This is a genomic window from Actinoallomurus bryophytorum, from assembly GCF_006716425.1.
GTDB lineage: Bacteria > Actinomycetota > Actinomycetes > Streptosporangiales > Streptosporangiaceae > Actinoallomurus > Actinoallomurus bryophytorum.
This window is the reverse complement of record NZ_VFOZ01000001.1, coordinates 6,282,413-6,305,432: the sequence shown is the minus strand read 5'-3', so window position 1 is coordinate 6,305,432 and position 23,020 is coordinate 6,282,413. Positions and strand designations below refer to the sequence as shown.

General features: G+C 70.7%; 17 protein-coding genes. 12 read left to right on the top strand and 5 right to left on the bottom strand.

Annotated elements, in window-relative coordinates:
* Positions 1–13 precede the first annotated feature (13 nt).
* The 7 genes from FB559_RS29515 (at position 14) to FB559_RS29490 (ending at position 5,831) form a co-directional block, all read left to right on the top strand.
* A complete protein-coding gene (locus tag FB559_RS29515; RefSeq protein ID WP_141959719.1) occupies positions 14–565 on the top strand; it encodes a NifU family protein in 552 nt (183 codons plus the stop codon).
* A 36-nt stretch (positions 566–601) separates the two neighbouring features.
* On the top strand, positions 602–709 hold the full coding sequence (locus tag FB559_RS46870) for a DUF6893 family small protein (RefSeq protein ID WP_425455090.1): 108 nt from the start codon (positions 602–604) through the stop codon (positions 707–709).
* A 5-nt stretch (positions 710–714) separates the two neighbouring features.
* Complete coding sequence (locus tag FB559_RS29510; protein ID WP_141959717.1) at positions 715–1,083, top strand: hydrogenase maturation nickel metallochaperone HypA/HybF; 369 nt, start codon at positions 715–717, stop codon at positions 1,081–1,083.
* Positions 1,067–1,495: a hypothetical protein gene (locus FB559_RS44180; protein WP_185792451.1), complete on the top strand. Its 429-nt coding sequence runs from the start codon at positions 1,067–1,069 to the stop codon at positions 1,493–1,495. Before FB559_RS29510 ends, FB559_RS44180 begins: the two co-directional genes overlap by 17 nt.
* A 111-nt stretch (positions 1,496–1,606) precedes the next feature.
* Positions 1,607–2,134: a histidine phosphatase family protein gene (locus tag FB559_RS29500; protein WP_141959713.1), complete on the top strand. Its 528-nt coding sequence runs from the start codon at positions 1,607–1,609 to the stop codon at positions 2,132–2,134.
* 117 nt (positions 2,135–2,251) lie between these two features.
* Positions 2,252–4,906 carry a glycoside hydrolase family 2 protein gene (locus FB559_RS29495; RefSeq protein WP_141959711.1) on the top strand — a complete coding sequence of 885 codons (2,655 nt, stop codon included), beginning with the start codon at positions 2,252–2,254 and terminating at the stop codon, positions 4,904–4,906.
* Positions 4,907–4,964: 58 nt separating this feature from the next.
* Positions 4,965–5,831, top strand: coding sequence for an SAM-dependent methyltransferase (locus tag FB559_RS29490; protein ID WP_246122162.1), 867 nt, complete (start codon positions 4,965–4,967; stop codon positions 5,829–5,831).
* Here the strand turns inward: FB559_RS29490 and FB559_RS29485 are convergent.
* Entirely contained in the window at positions 5,826–7,226 is a 1,401-nt protein-coding gene (locus tag FB559_RS29485) for a GntT/GntP/DsdX family permease (protein ID WP_141959707.1), read from the bottom strand. The two genes, FB559_RS29490 and FB559_RS29485, sit on opposite strands and share 6 nt — an antisense overlap.
* Before the next feature lie 1,854 nt (positions 7,227–9,080).
* Entirely contained in the window at positions 9,081–10,166 is a 1,086-nt protein-coding gene (locus tag FB559_RS29475; protein WP_141959705.1) for a GDSL-type esterase/lipase family protein, read from the bottom strand.
* A 79-nt stretch (positions 10,167–10,245) separates the two neighbouring features.
* Here FB559_RS29475 and FB559_RS29470 point away from each other — a divergent pair, with 79 nt between their 5' ends.
* The 4 genes from FB559_RS29470 (at position 10,246) to FB559_RS29455 (ending at position 15,856) form a co-directional block, all read left to right on the top strand.
* On the top strand, positions 10,246–10,581 hold the full coding sequence (locus FB559_RS29470) for an ArsR/SmtB family transcription factor (RefSeq protein ID WP_141959703.1): 336 nt from the start codon (positions 10,246–10,248) through the stop codon (positions 10,579–10,581).
* A gap of 182 nt (positions 10,582–10,763) precedes the next feature.
* Entirely contained in the window at positions 10,764–11,918 is a 1,155-nt protein-coding gene (locus FB559_RS29465; protein WP_141959701.1) for a permease, read from the top strand.
* A 76-nt stretch (positions 11,919–11,994) separates the two neighbouring features.
* Positions 11,995–12,465 (top strand): MarR family winged helix-turn-helix transcriptional regulator, encoded by a 471-nt coding sequence (locus FB559_RS29460; protein WP_141959699.1) that lies wholly within the window; start codon positions 11,995–11,997, stop codon positions 12,463–12,465.
* Between the two features lie 325 nt (positions 12,466–12,790).
* Positions 12,791–15,856: an AfsR/SARP family transcriptional regulator gene (locus tag FB559_RS29455; protein WP_141959697.1), complete on the top strand. Its 3,066-nt coding sequence runs from the start codon at positions 12,791–12,793 to the stop codon at positions 15,854–15,856.
* A 3-nt stretch (positions 15,857–15,859) separates the two neighbouring features.
* Here FB559_RS29455 and FB559_RS29450 read toward each other — a convergent pair whose 3' ends face one another.
* The 3 genes from FB559_RS29450 to FB559_RS29440 form a co-directional block, all read right to left on the bottom strand.
* Positions 15,860–17,416 (bottom strand): FAD-dependent monooxygenase, encoded by a 1,557-nt coding sequence (locus FB559_RS29450; protein ID WP_425455089.1) that lies wholly within the window; start codon positions 17,414–17,416, stop codon positions 15,860–15,862.
* A gap of 2 nt (positions 17,417–17,418) precedes the next feature.
* Positions 17,419–18,378 (bottom strand): MBL fold metallo-hydrolase, encoded by a 960-nt coding sequence (locus tag FB559_RS29445; protein ID WP_141959693.1) that lies wholly within the window; start codon positions 18,376–18,378, stop codon positions 17,419–17,421.
* A 71-nt stretch (positions 18,379–18,449) separates the two neighbouring features.
* Positions 18,450–19,907, bottom strand: a complete 1,458-nt coding sequence (locus FB559_RS29440) for a cellulase family glycosylhydrolase (protein WP_185792450.1) — start codon at positions 19,905–19,907, stop codon at positions 18,450–18,452.
* Between the two features lie 230 nt (positions 19,908–20,137).
* On the opposite strand from FB559_RS29440, the gene FB559_RS29435 reads away from it, so the two are divergent.
* A complete protein-coding gene (locus FB559_RS29435; RefSeq protein ID WP_141959691.1) occupies positions 20,138–22,918 on the top strand; it encodes a glycoside hydrolase family 2 protein in 2,781 nt (926 codons plus the stop codon).
* Positions 22,919–23,020: the final 102 nt, after the last annotated feature.

The following is a 23,020-nucleotide window of genomic DNA, read 5'->3' as shown; positions in this document are numbered from 1 at the left end:
GGGGCTTTCGCCGATGCCTGAGGCCTGTGACGTGCAGGCGGCCGGGGACCGCGTCGAGGCGCTGCTGACCCGGCTCGGCGACCTGGCCGACGCCGCGGTCGTCGCGTCGGCGGAGGAGCTGGTCCGTACGCTCGTCGAGCTGTACGGCGCGGGCCTGGACCGCGTCATGGAGATCGTCACCGAGACGGGCTCCGCGGAGACGCTCCACCGTCTCACCACCGACGACCTGGTGTCCGGGCTGCTCATCGTGCACGACCTGCACCCGTTGAGTACGGCCGAACGGGTCCGGATGGCACTTGATGGGGTACGTCCCTATCTAGGACTGCACGACGGGGGCGTCGAACTGCTCGGTCTCGATCCGTCGGGAATCGTGCGCCTCCGGCTCACCGGCACCTGCGACGGCTGCCCATCGTCACAGGTCACCATCACGGACGCGATCGAACGCGCGATCGCCGCCGCCGCTCCGGAGACCACCGGGGTCGAGGTCTCGACCGACGAGAAGCCGGTCCCGCTCCTGCAGATCGGGGCACGCCCTCCGGGGCCGTGCCCGGTGCCGGAGGGATGAGGCCGTGGCGCCGACGGCGCGCGGAAGGGGGAAAAGATGGTGAAACGTCTGATCATCGGCGCGGCCGTGACCGCGCTCGTGGTGATGGCCGTCAGGTCGGCGGGTCCCGACCTCAGGCGGTACAAGAAGATCAGGAGCATGTGAACGCCATGCACGAGCTGGGAATCGCGGGGGCCGTCCTCCGGGCCGTCGAGCGCCGGGCCGCGGGTCGCCGGGTACGCCGGGCGCGCGTACGCGCCGGCGCGCTGCTGCACATCAGCGGCCCGGCTCTGAACCAGGCGTTCGTCTCGGTGTCGGACGGGACCGTGGCGGACGGCGCCCATCTCGACGTGGTCATCGAGCCGGCCCGGCTCGGCTGCCGCTCGTGCGGACGCACCACGACGTCGGACCGGATGCTCGCCATCTGCCCCGGCTGCGGCGGAACCCACATCGACCTGCAGAGCGGCGACGGGCTCGTGCTGGAGTCCGTCCAATTCGTGGAGGCGGAACGGAAGGTCGAAAATGAACCATCGACGTGAACCCGACAGTGGGTCGAGCGGCGGATCCGGCGGTGAGAGGGAGCACCACGGCTCCTCTCCCGACGTCGGCCACGGCAGCGCCGAGACACGGCAGGCGGGCGACCGGGCGTTCAGGCCGCCGCCTCCGGGTCCGCAGTGGCCGGGCCGCGAGATCTCCGACGCGGAGCGCAGCGGCGTACCGGCGACCGACACCCAGGCCCGTACCCCGCTGGGCGTCGGCACGAGCATGTCGCGGCGCGCGGAGAAGATCGCGCACAGGGAGGACGAGGTGGGCAGCCACCCGCACGGCCTGCGCGGCAGGTCCGGCCGGCCGCACGGCGGGTCGACCCCGGAGCGGGGCACGGGCGTCGGAGCCCAGGAGCCGATCCACGAGGACAGCCCGCACGTTCCCACCGGTGACCAGGCCGGATGACCGGCGGCCCCGTCTCGCCCTGACGCCGCGGCCGGCGTCCCGCCGGCTTGAGCCGCAGGCCTGGCACCTGTTCGCGAACCGGCCACGCTCTCGACCTGATCGAGTTCAGCGGTGCTGATCCTCGTCCGCCACGCCATGCCGGCCTTCGGCCCGGACGTGCCACCGCACGAATGGCCGTTGAGCGAGGAGGGCCGGGCGGCCGCCCGCCGCCTGACCGCCCGCCTGCCCCCGGATGCTCACCTTGTCGCGAGCGAGGAACGCAAGGCGTGGCAGACGCTGGGCGGGGGCGAGAACGTGGTCCGCGACGGCCGGTTCAACGAGGTCGGCCGCGTTGAGCCACAGGGGGGCGACTTTCGCCGACTGCGCCGTATGTACGTGGAAGGTGTGGATCACGCCGGCTGGGAGCCGCGCCCCGAGGTTGTAAGGCGCTTCGAAGAAGGAATCGCGGAACACCTCACCGGCGCCGGTGGGCGTCCGCTGCTGGTGGCGACGCACGGCATGGCGATGACCGTGTGGCTGACGGCGCGGCTCGCGCTGGCCGACCCCGGCGGCTTCTGGGAGGACCTTCGCTTTCCGGATGCGCACCTCGTGGACATGGACGGCGGGACCGTGCGATCACGCCGCCACATCCTCATCTGACCGCCTGCCTGACCGGTTGTCGTCCGCGGGCGCGGAGCCTCTTGACCCGGCCCCCGGGCCGGTTTACTGTCGGGGCGATTCGTTAGGGACCCTTCTTAACGTATGCCGGAGGAGCGCATGCCCCGACGCCGCACTCGCATCCTGCTCTGCTCTTTCTGGGCCGCCCTGCTCGTGGCCGCGGCCGGCGGTGCCGCGAGCGCTCACACGCCGCGTACCGGCATGGCAGGCGTCACGGACGGGCCCGGCTCGGCGGCGGCGCTGACCGGCTACCGCATCCAGTCCTCGGCGAAGGTCACCGACTCCGGCGCCGCGATCTCCAAGCCCGGGTACGCCGCGACGGGCTGGTACGCGACCGGCCCGCGTTCGACCGTCGTCGCCGGGCTGCTGCAGAACGGCAAGTACGCCGACCCGTTCTACTCCACCAACCTGAAGTCGATCGCGGCGAGCGACTTCACGGTCCCCTGGTGGTATCGCTCGGACTTCACGCTCGGCGCCGAGACCGGCCTGCACACGTTCCTGGACCTGTCCGGCGTGATCTCCAGTGCCGACGTATGGGTCAACGGCACGAGGGTCGCGACCAGCGCCCAGGTGGCCGGCGCGTACCCGCGCTTTCAGCCCGACATCACCGCACTGGTGCACTCCGGCGCGAACTCCGTGGCGTTCGAGGTCAACCCGAACGACCCCGGCAAGGACCTCACCACCGGCTGGATCGACTGGGTGCAGACGCCGCCCGACAACAACATGGGCATCTTCCGCGACGTGTTCGTCCGCCGGAGCGGCTCGGTGGCGCTGGCCAACGCCCACGTGAGCACCAGGCTCTCCGTCCCGGCCCTGGACAAGGCCGACCTCACGGTCAAGGTGGACGCGCGCAACGACACCGGCGGCCAGGTGACCGCGACCGTGGCGGGCACCGCCGGCGGAGCGTCCCTCTCCCAGAACGTCGTCCTCGCCGCGCACCAGACCAAGACCGTGACCTTCACGCCGTCGCTGGCGAACCCGAAGGTCTGGTGGCCGTACGGGATGGGCGGCCAGCCGCTCTACGACCTGAACCTGACCGCGAGCACCGGCGGGACCACCACCGACACCGCGCACGAACGCTTCGGTGTCCGCGACGTGAAGTCGTCGCTGAACTCCGACGGCGCCCGCACGTACACGATCAACGGCAGGCCGTTGCTGATCCGCGGCGGTGGCTGGTCGCCGGACCTGTTCCTGCGGCCGGACCGTACGTATCTGGCGGACCGGCTCCGCTACACCCGCGACCTCGGCCTCAACACCATCCGGCTCGAAGGGCACCTGGAGCCCGACGACTTCTTCGACCTCGCCGATGAGTACGGCATCCTGACCCTGCCCGGCTGGGAGTGCTGCGACAAGTGGCAGAGCCTGGACGACTGGACCAGCGCGGACCACGCGGTCGCGAAGGCGTCGATGGCCGCCGAGGCCGCACGGCTGCGCGACCACCCCAGCGTCATCTCGTTCCTCATCGGCAGCGACGAGGCGCCCACGAAGCAGGTCGAGAAGGAGTACGTCGACGCGCTGACCGCCGCGGACTGGCCGGACCCGATCGTGCCCGCCGCCTCGGACGCCACCGCGCCGATCACCGGTTCGTCCGGGATGAAGATGACCGGGCCGTACGACTGGGTGCCGCCGAGCTACTGGTACAACAAGCGCGAGGGCGGCGCGTACGGGTTCAACTCCGAGACCGGCGCGGGCCCCGACGTGCCCACGCTCGACACGCTGCACCGGATGATGAGCCCGGCCGAGCTCGACTCCCTGTGGCAGAACCCCTCGGCGAAGCAGTACCACCGCTCCCCCTCGGACACCTTCGGCACGCTCAAGATCTTCGACGACGCGATGACCGGGCGGTATGGCAAGCCGTCCAGCCTCGACGACTACGTCCGCAAGGCGCAGCTCGCCCAGTACGAGGCGGTACGCGCGCAGTTCGAGGCGTACGGCCGCGACTTCACCGATGCCTCGAACCCGTCGACGGGCGTCGTCTACTGGATGCTGAACAGCGGCTGGACCTCGCTGCACTGGCAGCTGTTCGACCGCTACCTCGACCAGGGCGGCTCCTACTACGGCGCCCAGGAGGCGAACCGCCCGCTGCACGTGCAGTACTCCTACGACGACAGATCGGTCGTGGTGGTGAACTCCGCGCACGGCGCCGCCTCGAACCTCACGGTCAGGGCCGACGTGTACAACGTGGACGGCACCTCGAAGTACACCGGGAGTGCGACCGTCGGCGTACCCGGAGACGGAGGCCGTACGACGGCGGTGACGATCCCGTCGATCAGCGGGCTGTCCACCACCTACCTCGTACGCCTGACACTGAGCGACGCGAAGGGCACCGAGGTCGATCGCAACGTCTACTGGCTGTCGACCAAGAAGGACGTCATCGACTGGTCCAAGAACGACTGGTACTACGTCCCGACGTCGAGCTACGCCGACCTGAGCGGCCTTTCCGGCATGGCGAGCGCGCCGGTGAGCGCGACCGCGTCGAGCACGACCGCGGCCGACGGGACCACGACGACCACGGTGACGCTGAGGAACACCGGTACCGGCAAGGTCCCGGCGTTCTATCTGGACACCCACGTCGTCGACTCCGCGGGCAGGCCCGTACTGCCGATCCACTGGTCGGAGAACGCGGTCAGCCTGTGGCCCGGCGAGTCGAAGACGCTGACGAGTACGTACCGCGGCTCGGACCTGCACGGTTCCGCGGTCAAGGTGCGCGTCTCCGGCTGGAACGTCCCGGCACAGACCATCTCCGGCTCCTGATTCGCGGGCGTTGAGCCCTTACAAGATGAGGTGTCCATTAGGGTCCGGGGTGAGCCGTGTGGCGGGAACTCCCGTCTCACGGCGGCCCTTTCGCCGGACCCTCCTGGAGGTCATCGTCGTGCCGGACCAAGCCGAGTCGTCCCCGGCGGGCATCGACACGAGCAGGCCGAGCGTCGCTCGGATGTATGACTTCTACCTCGACGGCAAGGACAACTACGCGGTCGATCGCGCCGCCGTGGAAAAGGTCGCCGAGGTGCTTCCGGAGGTACGCCAGGTCGCGCGGGAGAACCGCGCCTTCCTGCGCCGCGCCGTGCGGTACATGGCGCGGCAGGGGATCCGGCAGTTCATCGACGTGGGTTCCGGGCTGCCGACGGCCGGCAACACCCACGAGATCGCGCAGGAGATCATTCCGGGCGCGCGCGTCGTCTACGTCGACAACGACCCGGTCGTCCTGGCGCACGGCCGGGCGCTGCTCGCCGCGGACGACAACACCACGGTCGCGACGGCCGACCTGCACAACCCGGACGACGTGCTCGGCCACGCGGAGACGACCAGACTGATCGACTTCGACGAGCCGGTCGGCATCCTGCTGATCGCCATGGTGCACTTCCTCACGTCTTCGGAGCGACCTCAGGTCATGGGCCGGCTGCGCGACGCCCTGGCGCCGGGCAGCCACATCACCGCGACCCACACCTCGACGGACGGGCAGTCGGCGGCCGCGGTCGCGCAGATCGAGGCGGTCTACGCGACCACGCCGACGCCGATCTATCTCCGCTCGCGGTCGGAGATCTCACCCTTCTTCGACGGGCTGGAGCTGGTCGAGCCCGGCCTGGTCATGCTGCACGACTGGCAGCCGGACCAGGAGGACCCGGGACCGGCCCCGACCCGCTGGATGTACGGCGGGATCGGGCGCAAGGTCTCATAGCACCAGGTTGAGCAGCAGGATGAAGATGATCGAGACGACCGAGATGATGGTCTCCATCACCGACCAGGTCTTGATGGTCTGACCGACGCTCATCCCGAAGAACTCCTTGACGAGCCAGAAGCCGGCGTCGTTGACGTGAGAGAAGAACAGCGACCCCGAGCCGATGGCGAGCACGAGCAGCGCCGTGTGCGTCGAGCTCATCCCGGTGGCGAGCGGAGCCACGATCCCGGCCGCGGAGATCGTCGCCACGGTGGCGGAACCCGTGGCGAGCCGGATGCCGACCGCGACGAGCCAGCCGAGCACCAGCGCCGAGATGTTCGCGCCGTTCGCGGCCTGCGTGATGGCCTTGCCCACACCGGCGTCGATCAGCGTCTGCTTGAAGCCACCACCGGCACCGACGATGAGCAGGACACTCGCGATGGGCGGCAGCGACTCCGCCACGATGGTGGAGATCCTCGCCCGGTCGAACCCGGCGGGCAGCCCGAGCGTGAACATCGCGACCACCACCGCGACGAGCAGCGCGAACAGCGGCGTACCGATGGCGTCGAGTGCCGTACGCAGGGTGCCGTCCTCATCCAGCCAGACGTCGGCGACGGCCTTGGCGAGCATCAGGACGACGGGGAGCAGGACCGTTCCCACCGTGAGAGCGAACCCGGGACGGCGCCGCGGAGTGCTCTCCTCGTCTCCTTCTTCTTCGGGGACCTCGTCCATCAGCCCGGCGGGCGGCTCCGCGTGCACCCAGCGCGCGGCGACCCGGCCGAAGAGCGGACCGGCGATGATCACGGTCGGAATCGCGACGAGCAGCCCGAGCGCGAGCGTGACACCCAGGTCGGCCTTGACCGTGCTCACGGCCACCAGCGGCCCGGGGTGGGGAGGTACCAGGCCGTGGAGCACCGAGAGCCCGGCCAGCGCGGGGATGCCGAGCAGCATGAGCGGCCGCCCGGAACGCTTCGCGACGAGCAGGACCACGGGGACCAGGAGTACGAGGCCGATCTCGAAGAACATCGGCAGCCCGATCAGGACCGCGATGAGCGTCATCGCCCAGGGCAGCGTTCGGGCACTGGACTTGGAGATGATCGTGTCGACGATCTGGTCGGCACCGCCGGACTCGGCCAGCAGTTTGCCGAGCATGGACCCGAGGGCGATGAGCACACCGACACTGGCGACCACCATGCCGAGGCCGTTGCTGAAGCTGGCGATCATCTTCTCGAGCGACATGCCGGCGACGGCGCCGAGCACTCCTGAACCCAGCGCCAGCGCCAGGAACGGATGGACCTTCAACTGAGTGATCAGAACGACGATGACGGCGACACCGACGACCGCGGCCATGATCAGCCGGGTGTCATGACCGGTCCACGAGGAGCTGGCCAGTACGCCGCTCGCGAGCGGAGTCATAGGGGCTCTCTTCCTGTCTCGAGGCTTTCGGGGGCTGGGGGGGTCATCCTTTGCGACAGGCCGAGGATCATTACGGGGGCGCCCGACCGATGATCATGACGTCCATCCTGTCTGGTTTGTCAAGGGATCACCAGATCCAACGAGAGGCCGCGCCCGAGGGTGCGCCCCTAGCCGAACCCGGCGCTGGAGGGGAGCCTCGCCACCTTGCGGCGAGGGGGGTGTTAGGGCTGGTGAGCGGGCTTGCGGGACCGATCCCACGGCCGATGCCGAGTGTCCGACCGACGCCGATGGCCGAGCCGGACGGAGCTGCTTTTCTGCCGTTTTGCCCAATGCCTGCCACCCGTTTGTACGGTCGCGCGAAGCCGAAGGGCCTGCCACGCCGCAGCCCTAAAGGGGACAAAACGGGGTGCCCTCTATACCCGTGCATCAACGGCAGGCCATTCGGAAAGGCCACCCAGACTGGCCACCCAGGCAGGCGGCAATCGATGCTCGCCGGCACCACTCTCGCTGTCCGTCGACCGTCCGCTCGTGTCGCGGCGGAGCCGCACCACCACCGATCCCCCACGTGGAGACGGCCGAGCCCAGATCGGAGCGCAAGACGGCAGCCGAACCGCGCCACCATCCCCCGCGACGGAGTCAGCCGAACACCCCACGACCGCCGAACCCCCCGCCACCCCCACCACAGCCACTTCTCAAACGAAAACAAGCTCAGGCCGGGGCCGGGCCGCGCCACCATCTACCCGCGCGGAGCCTGCCGAGCGCATCGCGGTGGCCGAGCCCCCGGCCACCCACGCACGAATACAGGGCGTGGTCGCCCTGGCGGCGGGCAGGGGCCGAGTCGAGCGCGCGGTGACACCGCCCGCCTGCTCGCAGGCGGGTTCACGGCGGGCGCTTCTCCGGTCGGGGCGTCTCGGCTTGCCGACTCCTTTGCGCTCACCTACCTCCGGGCCATTCCGCCACACCGTTGTCGGCGGAGGTTTGAGCTCGATCATTTGCGATGAAATAGAAGATTTATTGTGACGTAATGGGCGAAGTTGTTTACTATCCGGCGCCTTGACGACGCATGTCGTCCCAGCGCAGAGTAGAAGAGATCGCACATTGTGCAATCTTGCGGTCGATTCGGAATGCGATGGCACATTTATCACTAGCCGGATAACTCGGTCTCTTGGGTGTTCGCCCGTAGGCGTGACGTGCGAATGCCGGAGCCGATCCGGCGCCGCATCCCGGTGGCGCGGGGATGCGACGCGGAACGGCTCGTATCCGCGGGACCGCACGACCGGCTCGCGAAGGGGATGGCAATCCCCGTGGGCGATCGGGACGGGCTCCCGGTCGCCCACCGCGGACACCCTCCATCGAGCCGGTGAAGTGTCCGGCCCGCGAAAATCCCACACCGTCTTCTGTCCGGTACGTCCAATTCCCCTACCGCCATCGCAGAAGCGATCTCCGCCAACGGAAGCGGCGGCCGACAGCCGGCCAGACCCTCCGCGACGCGTCGACGGGCCGGCCCGCGGTTACCTTTCTCACGTCCCCGCCTCCCGAGTGAGAGCCTGGCCACCCTGCCCGGCATGACTCAGGCCCATGTCGTAGCCATGATCCGGGGAGTGTTGTCACCGGGCCTGGGTGGTGGTCGACCGGCTGCCTCGATCGGCGCTGTGCCGGTAACGGTCGCTCAGGCCGCGAGCTGCCAGGTGGCGTACCTGCCTGGTGGCGTACCCGCCTGGTCTGGTCATACGGCGCCTGGCCGATGTGCGTCCGGCCGGCGCCAAGACGGGGCGTTCGTCATCGCCGACGTCGCATCCGGGATCGGCGCCGGCGTTGCGCACGACGAGACCGGTCTGGAACCGGTCACGAGCCTCACTTGAAGAGGTCGAGGTCCACGGTCTCGGCGAGGGCGCGAGCGCCCGCGTCTCCGGGGTGTACCCCGTCGCCGGAGTCGAAGGCGGCGGCGAGCCGGGTGGGATCGTCCGGGTCGGCCAGGGCGGCGGCGAAGTCGGCGACATGCCAGTCCCGCTGGCCGGTGATGGCCTGGTTGACGGCCCGCCGCGCCTCCTCGTTGCCGTCGGCCCGGAACATCTCGTAGACGCTGCCCATCATCGGGGTCACCGTGCCCAGGATCGGCTGGACGCCATGCCTCTGGGCACGACGGGCCAGCGCGAACAGCGCCCCGGTGATGTCGTCCGCGGGCGAACCCATGGCCAGGTCATTGAGCCCGCCCATGATCAGGACGTGGGTAGCCTCCGGGACGCCGAGCACGTCGCGGGCGAACCGCTCCGTCATGGTCGGCCCGAACAAGGGGCCGAGCAGCCGGTTGCCGCCGATGCCCGCGTTCAGGACGGCGGCGCCCTCGAGTCCGGCGGCGAGCAGCCGGCGTTGCAGGTGATCGGCGTAGCGCTGGTCTCGGTCCGCCGAGGTGCCGTCGCCCCGGGTGATCGAGTCGCCCAGGGCGACGACGACCGGACCGGCCGCGGGCGCGTCGGTCAGAACCCGGGTGATCCAGTAGAGCGAGGTGAACCGCTCGGCGCCGGGCAGGACCTCGCCGGTGCGCTCGGCGGAGTGCAGGACCTCGCCGGTGCGCTGGGCTGAGTGCAGGTACGCGGCCGGTTCCGCGTCGCCCGACACGAAGCAGCTGATCACGAACTCGTCGCCCGCCGCGGTGGTCAGCGGGACCGGGTCACTCGTCGCGGTCCTGCCGGGCGGGATCTCCCAGCGCGCGCCGCCCTGACAGAGGACGGGCATGCCATCCGCCGCCGTGACCTCGTCGATCACCAGCGGCGTGTGCCCGAACTCGTTGCTCAGGACCAGCCGCAGGGCGCCGCCGCCGCGCCGCAGCCGGACGGCCTGCCGCACCGTCTGAGCGGAGAACGACCGGGGCTGCGGCATGAAGGACGGCGTCCCGTCCGGGTCGCCCAGCGCGGCGAGGTAGGCGGTGGTCCAGGTCACGGCGGCTCCGTATATCGATGAACGTCGATGATAGTGATCATAACCGATGAGATAGATGCTTATCGATATGCTCCGACCCATGAAAGACGACCGTCATCCCGCGACCGACGACCTCCGGCTGGTGAAGGTGCTCGCGGCGCTCGCCGATCCGGTCCGCCTGACCATGGTCCGCACCCTCGGGGTCCGTGGCGAGTCCCCCTGCGTCGAGCTGCATCAGGCCGCGCGCCTGACGATCAGCCAGCCGACGTTCTCGCACCACCAGCGGGTGCTGCGCGAGGCGGGAATCCTCCGGGAACGCGTCAAGGGCGCCCAGCGCATCATCAGCCTGCGCGACGAGGACCTGGACGCCTGCTTCCCGGGGCTGCTCGGGGCCGTGCTCGACACCCCAGAGGACCTCGTCCAGAAGATCGACTGACCCCGCCCCGCCCCGCCCCGGGCAGCGGGCAGCGGGCAGCGGGCAGCGGGCAGCGGGCAGCGGGCAGCGGGCAGCGGGCAGGGTACCGGCCGGGCAAGGTTTGCGTTCAGATCGCTCGCTTATACCCCCCTGGGGTACTACGATCCCTACCGATCGCCTCCGCCGTCCGGGAAGGTTCGCAGATGGGTGCCATCGGCCATGCGCTGGCCATTGCCGGGTCGATGACCTGGGAGATCCTGTGGGCGCTGATTCTCGGGTTCGCGCTGTCGGCGGTCGTCCAGGCCGTCGTGCGCAGGTCCACGATCGTCCGGCTCCTCGGTGACGACCGGCCCCGTACTCTCGCCATCGCCACCGGGTTCGGGATCGCCTCCTCCTCCTGCTCGTACGCCGCCGTCGCGCTCGCCCGTTCCCTCTTCCGCAAGGGCGCGAGCCTCACCGCCGCCATGGCCTTCGAGATCGCCTCCACCAACCTCGTCATCGAGCTGGGCATCGTGCTGGCCCTGCTCATGGGCTGGCAGTTCACCGCGGCCGAGTTCGTCGGCGGGCCGATCATGATCGTGGTCGTGACCCTGCTGTTCAGGCTCTTCCTGCGCGAGCGGCTCCTGCGCGAGGCACGTACGCAGGCCGGGCGCGGGCTCGCCGGGTCGATGGAAGGCCATGCGTCGATGGACATGACCGTTCGGCGTGAAGGGTCCTTCTCGCGGCGGCTGTTCTCCAAAGAGGCGTTCACCGCGGTGTCCCATGTGTTCGTCATGGAATGGGCGGCCATTCTCCGGGACCTCGTCATCGGGCTGCTCATCGCCGGGGCCGTCGCCGCCTGGGTGCCCGACACGTTCTGGCGGCATCTCTTCCTGACCGGCCATCCGCTCGCCGCCGCGCTGTGGGGGCCGCTCGTCGGGCCGCTGGTCGCCGTCGTCAGCTTCGTCTGCTCCATCGGCAACGTCCCGCTCGCCGCGGTGCTGTGGAACGGCGGCATCAGCTTCGGCGGCGTGATCGCCTTTGTCTTCGGCGACCTGATCATCCTGCCGATCATCAACATCTACCGGAAGTACTACGGCATGCGGATGGCCCTGTTCATCACCGGGACCTTCTACGCGGCCATGGTGATCGCCGGATATCTCGTCGAGCTGATCTTCGGTGCCGCCGGGCTCGTTCCGACGCAGCGCCGGGCGGAGGTCATGGAGGAGCGGATCACGTGGAACTACACGACCTGGCTCAACCTGGCCTTCCTGATCCTCGCGGCGGTGCTCCTCGTCCGTTTCTTCCGTACGGGCGGCGTCCCGATGCTCAAGATGATGGGCGGCTCCCCCGGCGATGAGGACTCCTCTGCCGAGTGAGTCGCCATGGGTCGACAAAGCCGCTACGTTGCTGCATTCAACTGTAGAAAAAGGCCATTACTAAGAACACCCACAAATGACAGAAGCGACCAGAACACCCGACGGCGACGAGGCATTCGACTCCCTCGAGCAGGAGCTCGCCACGCTCCTCCGCCGGGCACGGGCGATGTCCGCCGAGATGGGCCGCGAGGTGCATCCGGACCTGGACCCCGAGGCGTACGGGCTGCTCGCCGGCATCCACGACCACTCGCGGGCCCGCGCCAGTGACCTCGCCGGGCACTTCGGCCTCGGCAAGGCCACGGTCAGCCGTCAGCTCAAGGTGCTGGCCGAGCTCGGCCTGATCGAACGCGGACCCGACCCGGCCGACGGGCGCGCGCACGTCCTCGTCATCACCGAAGAGGGACGGCAGCGCTTGGAGACCACCCGCCTGGCCCGCCGTACGCGCTGGCATGCCGTCCTCGGCAGGTGGCCGGTCGACGACGTACGGCTGCTGGCGGACATGCTCGCCCGCTTCAACCGACTCGGCGACGACGCCTGCGACGACTGACCCGGGTACGCGACCGATACACCGGACCGACCACCGAGGTGACCGTAGTGTCCCTTGCCGTCCCGGTCACCGCGCCTGACGCTGGACCCATGATGCGCAACTGCTCATGCGGACACGGCTCCAGCTGCTCCTGCCCGAAGGGCTGCTCCTGCGGGTGCAACGGCTGACCTGACCGCACACACACCGCCGGCGGGCGCGAATAAGGCCAGCCGGTGAATACGCGCGCGAATAGGCACCCATAACGCATACGATTTCGAAACCGGATCGCAACTCTCGGAGTCAAAGGGCAGAAGAGTCGATCCGATGACGGAGGCGTGAGGACTGGATGGGCGCCGGTGAGCCGCGGTTCGGAGTGCTTGGCCCGCTGCTGATCGAGGTGGACGGGCGGCCCATGCCGCCGCCCGGGTCCGGGGTGGTGCGCGGGCTGCTCGGCGTGCTCCTGCTCGCCGGAGGACGGTCTCTGACGGCCGAACACCTCATCGAGCTCGTGTGGGCCGACCGGGCGGAGCGTACGGGCCGGGGGCCGGTGCAGGCGGCGGTCTCGCGGCTGCGCGACTGGCTGGGCCGGCTCCCGGGCGGCGGGCCGCCGGTGGAGTACGACAGCGGGGGCTATCGGCTCGTCCTGCGCGCCGACGCGGTGGACGCCGGCCGGTTCCGTGCCCTCGTCCTGCGGGCGGCGACGACGAGCGACCCCGCGACGCGGTGCGAGATGCTCGACGCGGCGCTGACGCTGCGGCGCGGGCCGGTCCTCGCCGACCTGGTCTCGGTCGACCGGGCCGGTTCGCTCATGCGCGAGGCCGAGGACGCCGTACACCGCGCGGCCGTGGCGTTCGCCGAGGCGGCCATCGCGGCGGGGCGTCCGGGCTCGGCGATCCCGCGGCTGACCGTCCTGGCCGAGGAGCAGCCGCTCGACGAGGAACTGCAGGCGGTCCTGATCGAGCTGATGTCGGTCGACGGCCGCCCGGCCGACGCCCTGCGGCACCACCAGAAGGTGCGCGAGCGGATCACCGGCGAGATCGGTGTCGAGCCCGGAGCCAGAGTGCAACGCGCCTATCTCACCGTGCTCGCCCGCGACCGCGACCACGGGCCGGGCCCGCTCGTGGAGACCACAGTGCCGCCGCCCGCCCAGCTGCCGCCGGGCATCGCGGACTTCACCGGCCGCGACGCCGAGGCCGACCTGCTGGCGCGCACGCTCGACGTGACCGGCGCGCCCGTGGTCACGGCGGTCTCCGGACCGGGCGGGGTCGGCAAGACCGTGCTCGCCCTGCACGTCGCGCACCGGCTGGCGGCGCGGTTCCCCGGCGGACAGCTCTACGCCGACCTGGGCGCCGAGCTCAGCGAGCCCGCGGATCCCTCACGAGTGCTCGGCGGGTTCCTCGCCGCGCTGGGCATCGCCGGGCCGGTCGTGCCCGAGGCGCTGGAGGAACGCACGGCGCTCTTCCGCAGCCTGCTCGCCGGCCGGCGCGTCCTCATCGTGCTCGACAACGCCTCCTCCGAGGGGCAGGTACGCCCGCTGCTGCCCGGATCGCCGGGTTCGGCGGTGATCGTGACGAGCCGGGCGCACCTGGCGGGGCTGGAGTCGGCCAGGCCGGTCGAGCTTGAGGTGTTCGGCGCCCATGAGGCGACCGGCCTGCTCGCCCAGATCGCGGGGGCGGACCGGATCGCGGCCGAGCCCGAGGCCGCGGCCGAGATCGCACGGCTGTGCGCGTACGTGCCGCTGGCGGTGCGGATCGCCGGCGCGCGGCTGGCCGGCCGGCGCCACTGGAGCCTCGCCTACCTCGCGACCCGGCTCGGCGACGAGCACCGCCGGCTCGACGAGCTGTCGGCGGGCGATCTGGCGATCCGCGCCGGCTTCGCGGTCAGCTACTCGCGGCTGCCCGCGGACACCCGCCGCCTGTTCCGCCTGCTCGGCCTGCTGGACGTGACCGACTTCGCCGGCTGGGTCGCAGCGGCACTGCTGGACCTGCCGGTCGACCAGGCCCAGGCGCATCTCGAGGCGCTGGTCGACTCCCAGCTCCTCGACCTGGGCAGCTCCGATCCGGCCGGTGGTCTCCGGTACCGCTGCCATGACCTCGTACGGCTGTACGCGCGCGAACGGGCGCGCGAGGAGGACTCGGCGAGCGTCCAGGCCGCCGCGCTGACACGGGCGTTCGGCGGGTGGCTCGCGCTGTCCGAGCGCGCCGCCGAGCTCGTACCCGGCCCGTGCTACGCGGCGATCCACGGTGACGCGCCGCGCTGGCGGCTCCCCTCCGCGCTCACCGACACCACGCTGCGGGACCCCGCCGCCTGGTTCGACGCCGAGTGGACCGCACTGGTGGCCGCCGCGGGCCAGGCGTGCGAGCTCGGCCTGGATGAGTTCGCCTGGGACCTGGCGGCCTGTCTGGAAAAGTACTTCGACGTGCGCTGCATGACGGTGGAGTGGCGCGAGACGCACGAGCGCGCGCTGCAGCTGTGCCGCTCGGCCGGCAACCGGCGGGGCGAGGCCGTGCTGCTGCGCGGGCTGCTCGAAGTGACGACGTGGAACACCACGGCACCGTCCGGCACGGCCATGACCACGCTGCGGGAGCGGTCCCTGCGGCTGCTGCACATGTTCGAGGAGCTGGGCGAGCCGCGCGGAATGGCCGACGCCCTGGTCAACTGCGCCTGGGGGCTCGTGGCCGAGGGCCAGGCGGACGAGGCGCTGGCGGCCGCCGAACGCGCCCTGACCTTGGCGCGAGAGCACGGGCATCTCGGCGGTCAGGCACGTGCCCGCCACGTGATGGGCATCGCCTGCGCCGGCAGCGCACGTATCGAGGCCGCGATCGACCACCTGACCCGGGCCCTGGGGCTGGCCAGGGAGCTCGGCAACCCCCGCTTCGAGGCGACGGCGATGCAGTTTCTCGGGGCGGCCCACTGGGAGGCCGGGCGGATCGACACCGGCCACGACCTGCTCGTCGACTCGCTCGTGATGTGCCACGCCCGCGGCGACCGCTATGCCGAGGTGTTCTCGCTGCTGTACCTCGCCAAGCTGTACGCCGGCCTCGGCGACGCGCGCGCACGGCCGACCGCCGAGGCGGTCCTTTCGGTCAGCCGCCGGTACGGCATGCGTCACCACCTGGCCGACTCCCTGAAGGTCCTCGGCGACCTGGACATGGTCGACGGCCGGTTCGCCTCGGCGACGCTCCGGCTGGAGGAGTCGGTGCTGGTGTGGCGGAGCCGCGGCTGGTCCTCGTTCCTGGCCGCGACGCTCCGCAGCCTCGGCCACGCGCACGCGGGCACCGGTGAGTCCGAGTCGGCGGCGAAGGCGTGGACCGAGGCCCTCACACTGTTCGAGGAGCTGTCCGACACCACCTCGGCCGCCGAGGTCAGCGCGCTGCTCGCGGATACGTGCGCGGTCCCGCCCTGCCGCTGACGTTCAGCCGTACCCGAGCGCTCGCCGTACGGCCGTCGCCAGCCGGTCGGGGGTGGCGCCGGGCAGTACGGCCGCGATGTGGGCGTCGGGACGGATCAGCCATGCCTCACCCCGCTCGGCGCCCAGCGCGGACGCCAGGGCGTCGATCCGCTCCAGTTCCAGCACGGTGACCGGCGCCCCGGTGACCGTACGCGCGGCGCGTTCGAAGGACGCGTGGTCCTCCCGGCCGGCGAGCAGCACGGTGAACCCGTCTCGTACGAGCTCGCGGAAGCGCGCACCCGTGTTCAGGCGAGCGTCCGGCACGATGACACCCGGCCCCGGCACCGCGTCCTCGCCCTTGGGCGGCCGGCCCGCGAACGGACGGCTCGGTTCGGGCGTGGTCAGTGCGGAGTCGGCGTACCAGTACGGTTCGGCGAAACGCCCGGAGTCGACGGTCGTCATCGCGTTCGCGGGATCGAGCGCCGCCTTCTCGAGCGTCTCGCGCCGTACACGCCACTCCTCCGCGGACCGCGGCACGAGGAAGCGCATGGTCGCGTCGGTGACCGCGAGGTTCTCGGCCGCGGCGGCGTGCCGTTCGTCGTGGTAGGTGGCCAGGAGCCGCTCCGGGGCCCAGCCGCGTACGACGAAAGCGATCTTCCACGCGGCGTTCTCCGCGTCGGGGACGCCGGAGTTGAGGCCACGCGCGCCGAACGGCGCGACGAGATGGGCGCAGTCGCCGGCGAGCAGCACCCGGCCCACCCGCATCCGGTCCGCGATCCGCGACTGGAACCGGTAGACCGAACGCCAGATCAGCTCGTACGGGACCGGGCCGACGATCTGCCGGATGCGGCGGTCGAGCCCTCCCCCGGTCTCCTCGGCGGCGAGATCGAACCCGGGCGGCACCTGCCAGTCGATGCGGAACGTCGAGTCCGGGCACGGGTGGATCAGGACCTGGCGGCCGGGATTCCACACCGGGTCGAAGTAGAACCGGCGCTCGTTCTCCCATCCGGGCAGGTCGGCCCGTATGTCGCAGATCAGGAACTCGTCGCCGAACGCCCGGCCCTCGAAGCCGACGCCCAGCGCCTCGCGTACGACTCGGCCGCCGCGCGCGCCCGCGCACGCCACGACATGGCAGGCGCGGACGACGGCACCGTTCGCGCACTCCAGCGTCACGCCACTTCGGTCCTGGCCGAGGCCGGTCACCTCGTGGCCCCACCGCACGTCGACGCGGGCGTCCGCGGCGGCTCGCGCGCTGAGGATCTCCTCGGTACGGGCCTGGGAGAGGTTCACGAACGGCGGCAGCGGCGAGGTGCCCCGGCCGGTGAAGCTCCAGGAGAACAGCTCACGGTCGCGGTAGAACGTACGGGCCGTGGTCCAGGTGAGGCCCTCCTCGGCGACCGCGCCGGCACCGACGGCGGCCCAGATGTCGAGCACGTCACGCTGCTGGCAGATCGAGCGGGACCCGGCCGGGTCGCGCGCGGCGCGCCGCTCCAGCACGACGACCGGAAGGTCCCAGCGCGCGAGCAGCAGCGCCGCCGTCAGCCCGACCGGCCCGGCCCCGATCACGACGACGGGGTCCACGCTCACTCCTGCAGCTCGGCCCACACCTCGCGGTCGCGTTCGGCGGTCCAGATGCGCGGGCGCTCGATGCCGGACAGCTCGTCCCACAGCCGGGAGACGTCGAAGGGCAGGCAGTGCTCGAAGATCGGCCAGCCACCGAAGCGTGGTTCGAGCCGCGCGTGCGTCGCCTCGAACGCCTCCTTGAGGGTGCCCCCGCGTTCGCGTACGGCGCCGACCTCGCGGATCATGACGGTGAGGAAGTCGCGGGTCTGGGCCACCGCGGCCTCGACGGCGTCCTTGCCGCGCGCGACGGCGCCGCGTCCGCCGATGAGCGCCTCGGCACCCAGCGCGGCGATCGCGTCCAGCGTGCCGGCCGCCCAGTCCCGGTGAAAGGCGTCACCGGTGTAGAGCGCGGCCTGCGCCTCGACCAGGTCGCCCGCGAAGAGGATCTTCTGGGCGGGGAGCCAGGCGACGATGTCGCCCTCGGTATGGCCGCGGCCGCAGTGCTGGAGCACCAGGTCACCCCGGTCACCCCCGAGGTCGATGGTGAACCGGTCGGTGAGCGTCGCGGTCGGCCACGTGAGGCCGGGGATCGACTCGGGCTCCCTGAACAGCCGCGGCATCCGGCCGAACTCCGACTCCCAGTCCTGCCTGCCGCGCTCCGCGACGAGCTCGCGGGTCTTCTCGTGCGCGACGATCACGTCGGCGTCGAAGGCGCTCGCGCCCAGGACGCGTACGGCGTGGTAGTGCGAGAGCACCAGGTAGCGGATCGGCTTGCCGGTGTGCTCGCGCAGCCTTTGGAGCCACGCGCGTGCGGCGACCGGGGTCGCCAGCGCCTCGAAGCAGACGAGGAAGTCCTCGCCCTCGATCGCACCGACGTTGGGGTCGCCCTCGGCCGTCAGGGCGTACACCCCGTCGGCGAGGATCTCCAGGGTCTGCGTCTTGTCCTCGGTGTCCGCGGACGAGGCGAACGGCTTGGCCATCGAGACCTCCTGGACCGGGGGGCACCGCGTCGTGGATCTCCTTGCCGCGTACGCGGTGCCCGAAACCCGTCTCAGGAGCCGGCGCTCAGATGGTCGCGCAGCCCGGCGCCGAACGGTGTGGCCGTGCCGTCGTAGTCGCTGATCAGTGACGGGCCGGAGGAGCAGTCCCAGGTGTTCCAGGTCCAGCCGAGGTAGCCGACGCCGTGCGCGTCCGCCCAGTTCATGACGGTGTCGATGAACCCGTGCCCGCAGTCGTTCTCGCCGATCTCGCTCAGCGTGAGCGGGACCTGCCGGGCGACCGGCGCGAGCTGGGCGTCGAAGCAGGACGTGCTGGAGCAGGTGTTGAAGTTGTAGAGGTGCGCGAACGCCGCGAGGTTGTGCTCCGGGTCGGCCGGCGCGTACTCGAGCCACTGCGTCAGGTCGTTGGAGTAGGCCAGGCCGCCGACGAGGATGACGTTGTCCGCGCCGGTCGCGCGTACCGCGTCGACGAGGGACTGGAACCCCGCCACCTGGTACGCGATCCCGGCGCACGTCCCGCCGTCGCGCCAGCAGGTCCAGCCGGAGGTCTCGCTGCCGGTGGCGCGCTCGGGGTACGGCTCGTTGAACAGGTCCAGCACCACCGCGTCATCGCCCTTGAAGGCAGTGGCGACCCCGGTCCAGAAGGACGGCGCGTACTCCGCGTCCGGCATCGGCTTCTGGCAGGTCGCGTGGACGTCCGCGCAGCCGGAGGACGGGCCGGTGTAGGCGCCGTGGTTCCAGTGCATCTCGACGATCGGGGTGATGCCGTGGGCCTCCAGCCGGGAGACGTACCCCTTGACCTCGCTCTGGTACGCGGCGCCGCCGTAGCGCGGGTCGATGTTGCTCAGGCCGAGCCAGCACTCCTCGTTGAGCGGGATCCGCACCGCGGTGATCTTCCAGGCGGCCATGGCCTCGATCGAGGCGTCGTCGACCGGGCCGTCCCAGACGCCGTATCCCTGCACGCACATGAACTCCCCGCCGGAGCGGTTCGCGCCGCGCAGCCGCACGGTGGCCCCGTCGGCGTCGACCAGGTGGTTTCCGGACACGTGCAGCGCGGGCGGGCCGTCGCCGTGCCCGCCATCGCCGCCGGTCCCGCCGCCGCCGCTGCCGTCACCGTCGCAGGAGACGCCGTTGACGGTGAACGACGCCGGGTCCGTGTTGGTCCCGCTGTAGGCGAAGTTCGCGCCGATCTGCGCGGTGGCACCCGTGGCGAGCGTGCCGTTCCAGCCCGCGCCGGTGACCGTGACGGTCCTGCCCGACTGGCTCCAGGTGCCGCTCCAGCCCTGGGTGAGCGTCTGGTTCCCGGTGTAGGCGTACGTCAGCGTCCACCCTTCGAGCCGGTCGCCGAGGTTGTGCAGGGTGATGGAGGCGGTGAAGCCCGATCCCCAGTCGTTCTTGGTGTAGTCCACCGAGCAGCGCACGGCGGCGTGGGCGGTCCCGGTGATCGGTCCGCCGCCGAAGAGGCCGAGGACGAGTGCCAGGAAGACGGAGATCATGCGTCTGGATCGCATCTGACGGCTCCAGGTCTCGTTCGATGGGAGCGCTCCCACATTCCCCTGTGACCCTAACTTCGGCCTTGACCTTGAGAAAAGACGCTTTCACCGGTATTCACGGGAGGCCCTGTCTCGTATGGCCTCTTCCGGTCATTCGTTAGGGAGGCTTCCAATCAAACCGTACGGCGATTAGCGTGGGCGTCCGAGCCCGGGAGGTACGGTTGTCTATGGTCAGGTCACCTTTGATCATGGTTGCGGCGGCAGCGGTGATGACCGTCGCGGCCGTGACGCCGACCGATGTCGCCACGGCCTCGCCGCCTCCCGCAGCGGTCGTCGCGCCCGGTCCCGGGGCGGCGCAGCTCACCTCCGGGTGGCGCATCCAGTCCTCCGCCACCGCCGGGACTTCCGGGGCGGAGATCTCCCGTCCGGACTACTCCGCGACGGGCTGGCTACCGATCTCCGAGCCCGAGACGCTGATGGCGGGCCTGGTCGAGAACGGCCGCTACCCCGACGTCTTCTACTCCGACCGGCTGAAGAGCGTGCCGACCGACCAGTTCGGCGTGAACTGGTGGTATCGCGACCAGCTGACCGTCCACCCGAAACACGGCGGCCGGACGTACCTGATCATGAACGGAGTGCTCGGCACCGCGGACCTGTGGGTCAACGGCACGAAGGTGGCCGACCGGACCCAGCTCCAGGGCGCGTACTCACGGTTCGAGTACGACATCACGCCTTACGTCCACGACGGCGCCAACGCGATCGCGCTCGACGTCGCCAAGAACGCCCCGAAGACCTATCTCAGCGACAGTCAGCTCGACTGGAACCCGCACGCGCCGGACGAGAGCACCGGCCTGCGGTTCGCGCCGCAGCTGGCACAGGCGGGCGCGGTCTCGCTGCGGAACGTGCACGTCAACCAGCAGAACGCCACGAACCTGAGCACGTCGGACCTCACGGTCAAGGCGGACCTGCGCAACGACACCGCTGCGGCACAGCGGGCCTCGCTGCGCGCGACCATCACGCACGGCGCCACGCGCGTCGATGTCACGGCGACGGCGGACGTACCGGCCGGCGCGACGCGTACGGTCACCCTCTCCCCCGCCGACCACCGGCAGCTGCACCTCACCCACCCGGCGATCTGGTGGCCGTACCAGCTGGGCGGACAGCCGCTGTACCACCTCGCGGCGAGCGTACGGGCGGGTGGCCAGGAGTCCGACCGGTACGCCGAGGACTTCGGCATCCGTACGGTGACCTCCGACCTCAGCCCGGTCGTGCCGGGCAAGACGCACGCGGCGTCGGGCTCTCGGAGGTTCATGGTCAACGGGGTGCCGCTGGTGATCCGCGGCGGCGGCTGGTCGCCGGACATGTTCATGCGGTACTCGCCGCGGAACATCCACGACCAGCTCGCGTACGTGAAGAACCTCGGCCTGAACACCCTGCGCTTCGAGGGGAACCTGCCGCCGGACGACATGTTCGCCCAGATGGACCGCGCGGGCATCCTGGCGATGACCGGCTGGCAGTGCTGTGATCGCTGGGAGGACCCTCTTACCAAGTGGCCCGACGCGCTGAAGGCGAACGCGGCCAACCAGGCGACGCGCGTCGCGGAGTGGCTGCGCAACCACCCGAGCGTCTTCACCTACTTCCAGGGCAGCGACGAGGCACCGGACGCGGCGAAGGAGCAGATCTACCTGTCCGCGTTCGCGGCGGCGGACTGGCAGACGCCGCAGGTGGCCTCGGCCGAGTACAAGTCATCACCCAAGCTCGGCGCGTCGGGCGCCAAGGAGGGACCGTACAACTACGTGCCGCCGGGGTACTGGTGGGCGCAGGGTCCCCAGACGGCCGGTGACGACCCGACCTTCACCAACGCCGGCAGCGCCTTCGCGTACGACACCGAGACCAGCGCGGGGAACACCGTGCCGACGCAGGACTCGCTGAACAGGTTCCTGACGCCGGCCGACCAGGCGCAGATCTGGGACCTGTCGACGACGAAGGGGCCCGGGACCGGGCCGAACCTGTTCCACGTCGCCGCGTCGTACGGCAGCTACACGAAGACGGCGCGGATGGGGCAGTACAACACGCCGCTGTGGAACCGCTACGGGCCCTGGACCGACATGGCCTCGTACCAGAAGATCGCCCAGATGGGCGGCTACGAGGTCACGCGCGCGCAGTTCGAGGCCTACCTCGGCCGCTCGAAGGACCCGGCCAACCCGAGCCCCGGCGTCATCTACTGGATGCTGAACAAGGCGTGGCCGTCGCTGCACTGGAACCTCTACAACTACGATTTCGACCAGCCGGGCGTGTACTTCGGCGCGCTCAAGGCGGGCGAACCGGTGCACATCATGTACGACTACGCGGACGGCTCGGTGAAGGTCGCCAACCTGGCGCGTACGACCCAGAACGGCCTGACCGCGTCGGCGCGGGTCATCGACCTGAACGGCACGGTCCGGGACTCACGCCGCGTCGCTGTCAGTGGCCTGGCGTCGCAGGACGTGCAGACCGTACTCAGCCCGAAGGTGCCCTCGGAGACCTCTCGCACGTACTTCGTCGAGCTCACACTGACCCGGAACGGCGGCGGCACGGTGAGCCGGAACGTCTACTGGCTGTCGACGAAGCCGGACGCGGTGGACTGGTCGAAGACGCTCGGCTCGGGTAGCGGCGCGGTCTTCCAGCCGGATGGCTACGCGGACCTCACCGGGCTGCAGAAGCTGCCGGCCGCGACCGTGAAGGCAACGGCGTCGACCCGCCGCGACGGCGCCGACGCGATCACGACGGTCACGCTGCGGAACACGGGCCACGGGTCCACTCCGGCGGTCTTCACCCGAGCCGACGTACGCCGGGGCACGCGTGACGGTCACGTGCTCGGTGGCGACGACCAGGTGCTGCCGATCAGCTGGAGCGACAACTACGTGACCCTGTGGCCGGGCGAGAGCCAGACGGTGACCGCACGCTACCGCGCCTCGGACCTACGGGGAGCCCCACCGGTGGTCACCCTGACCGGCCGCAACCTGACCGACCAGACCCTCCGCGGCTGATCTCCATGTGACCTGGGCCCCCGGGGCGCGCGACGGACTCGATTCTTCCGGGGTCGCGCCTCGGGGGCCGGTCTTTCGTGCCCTGGATCTGGCTGCCCTTTC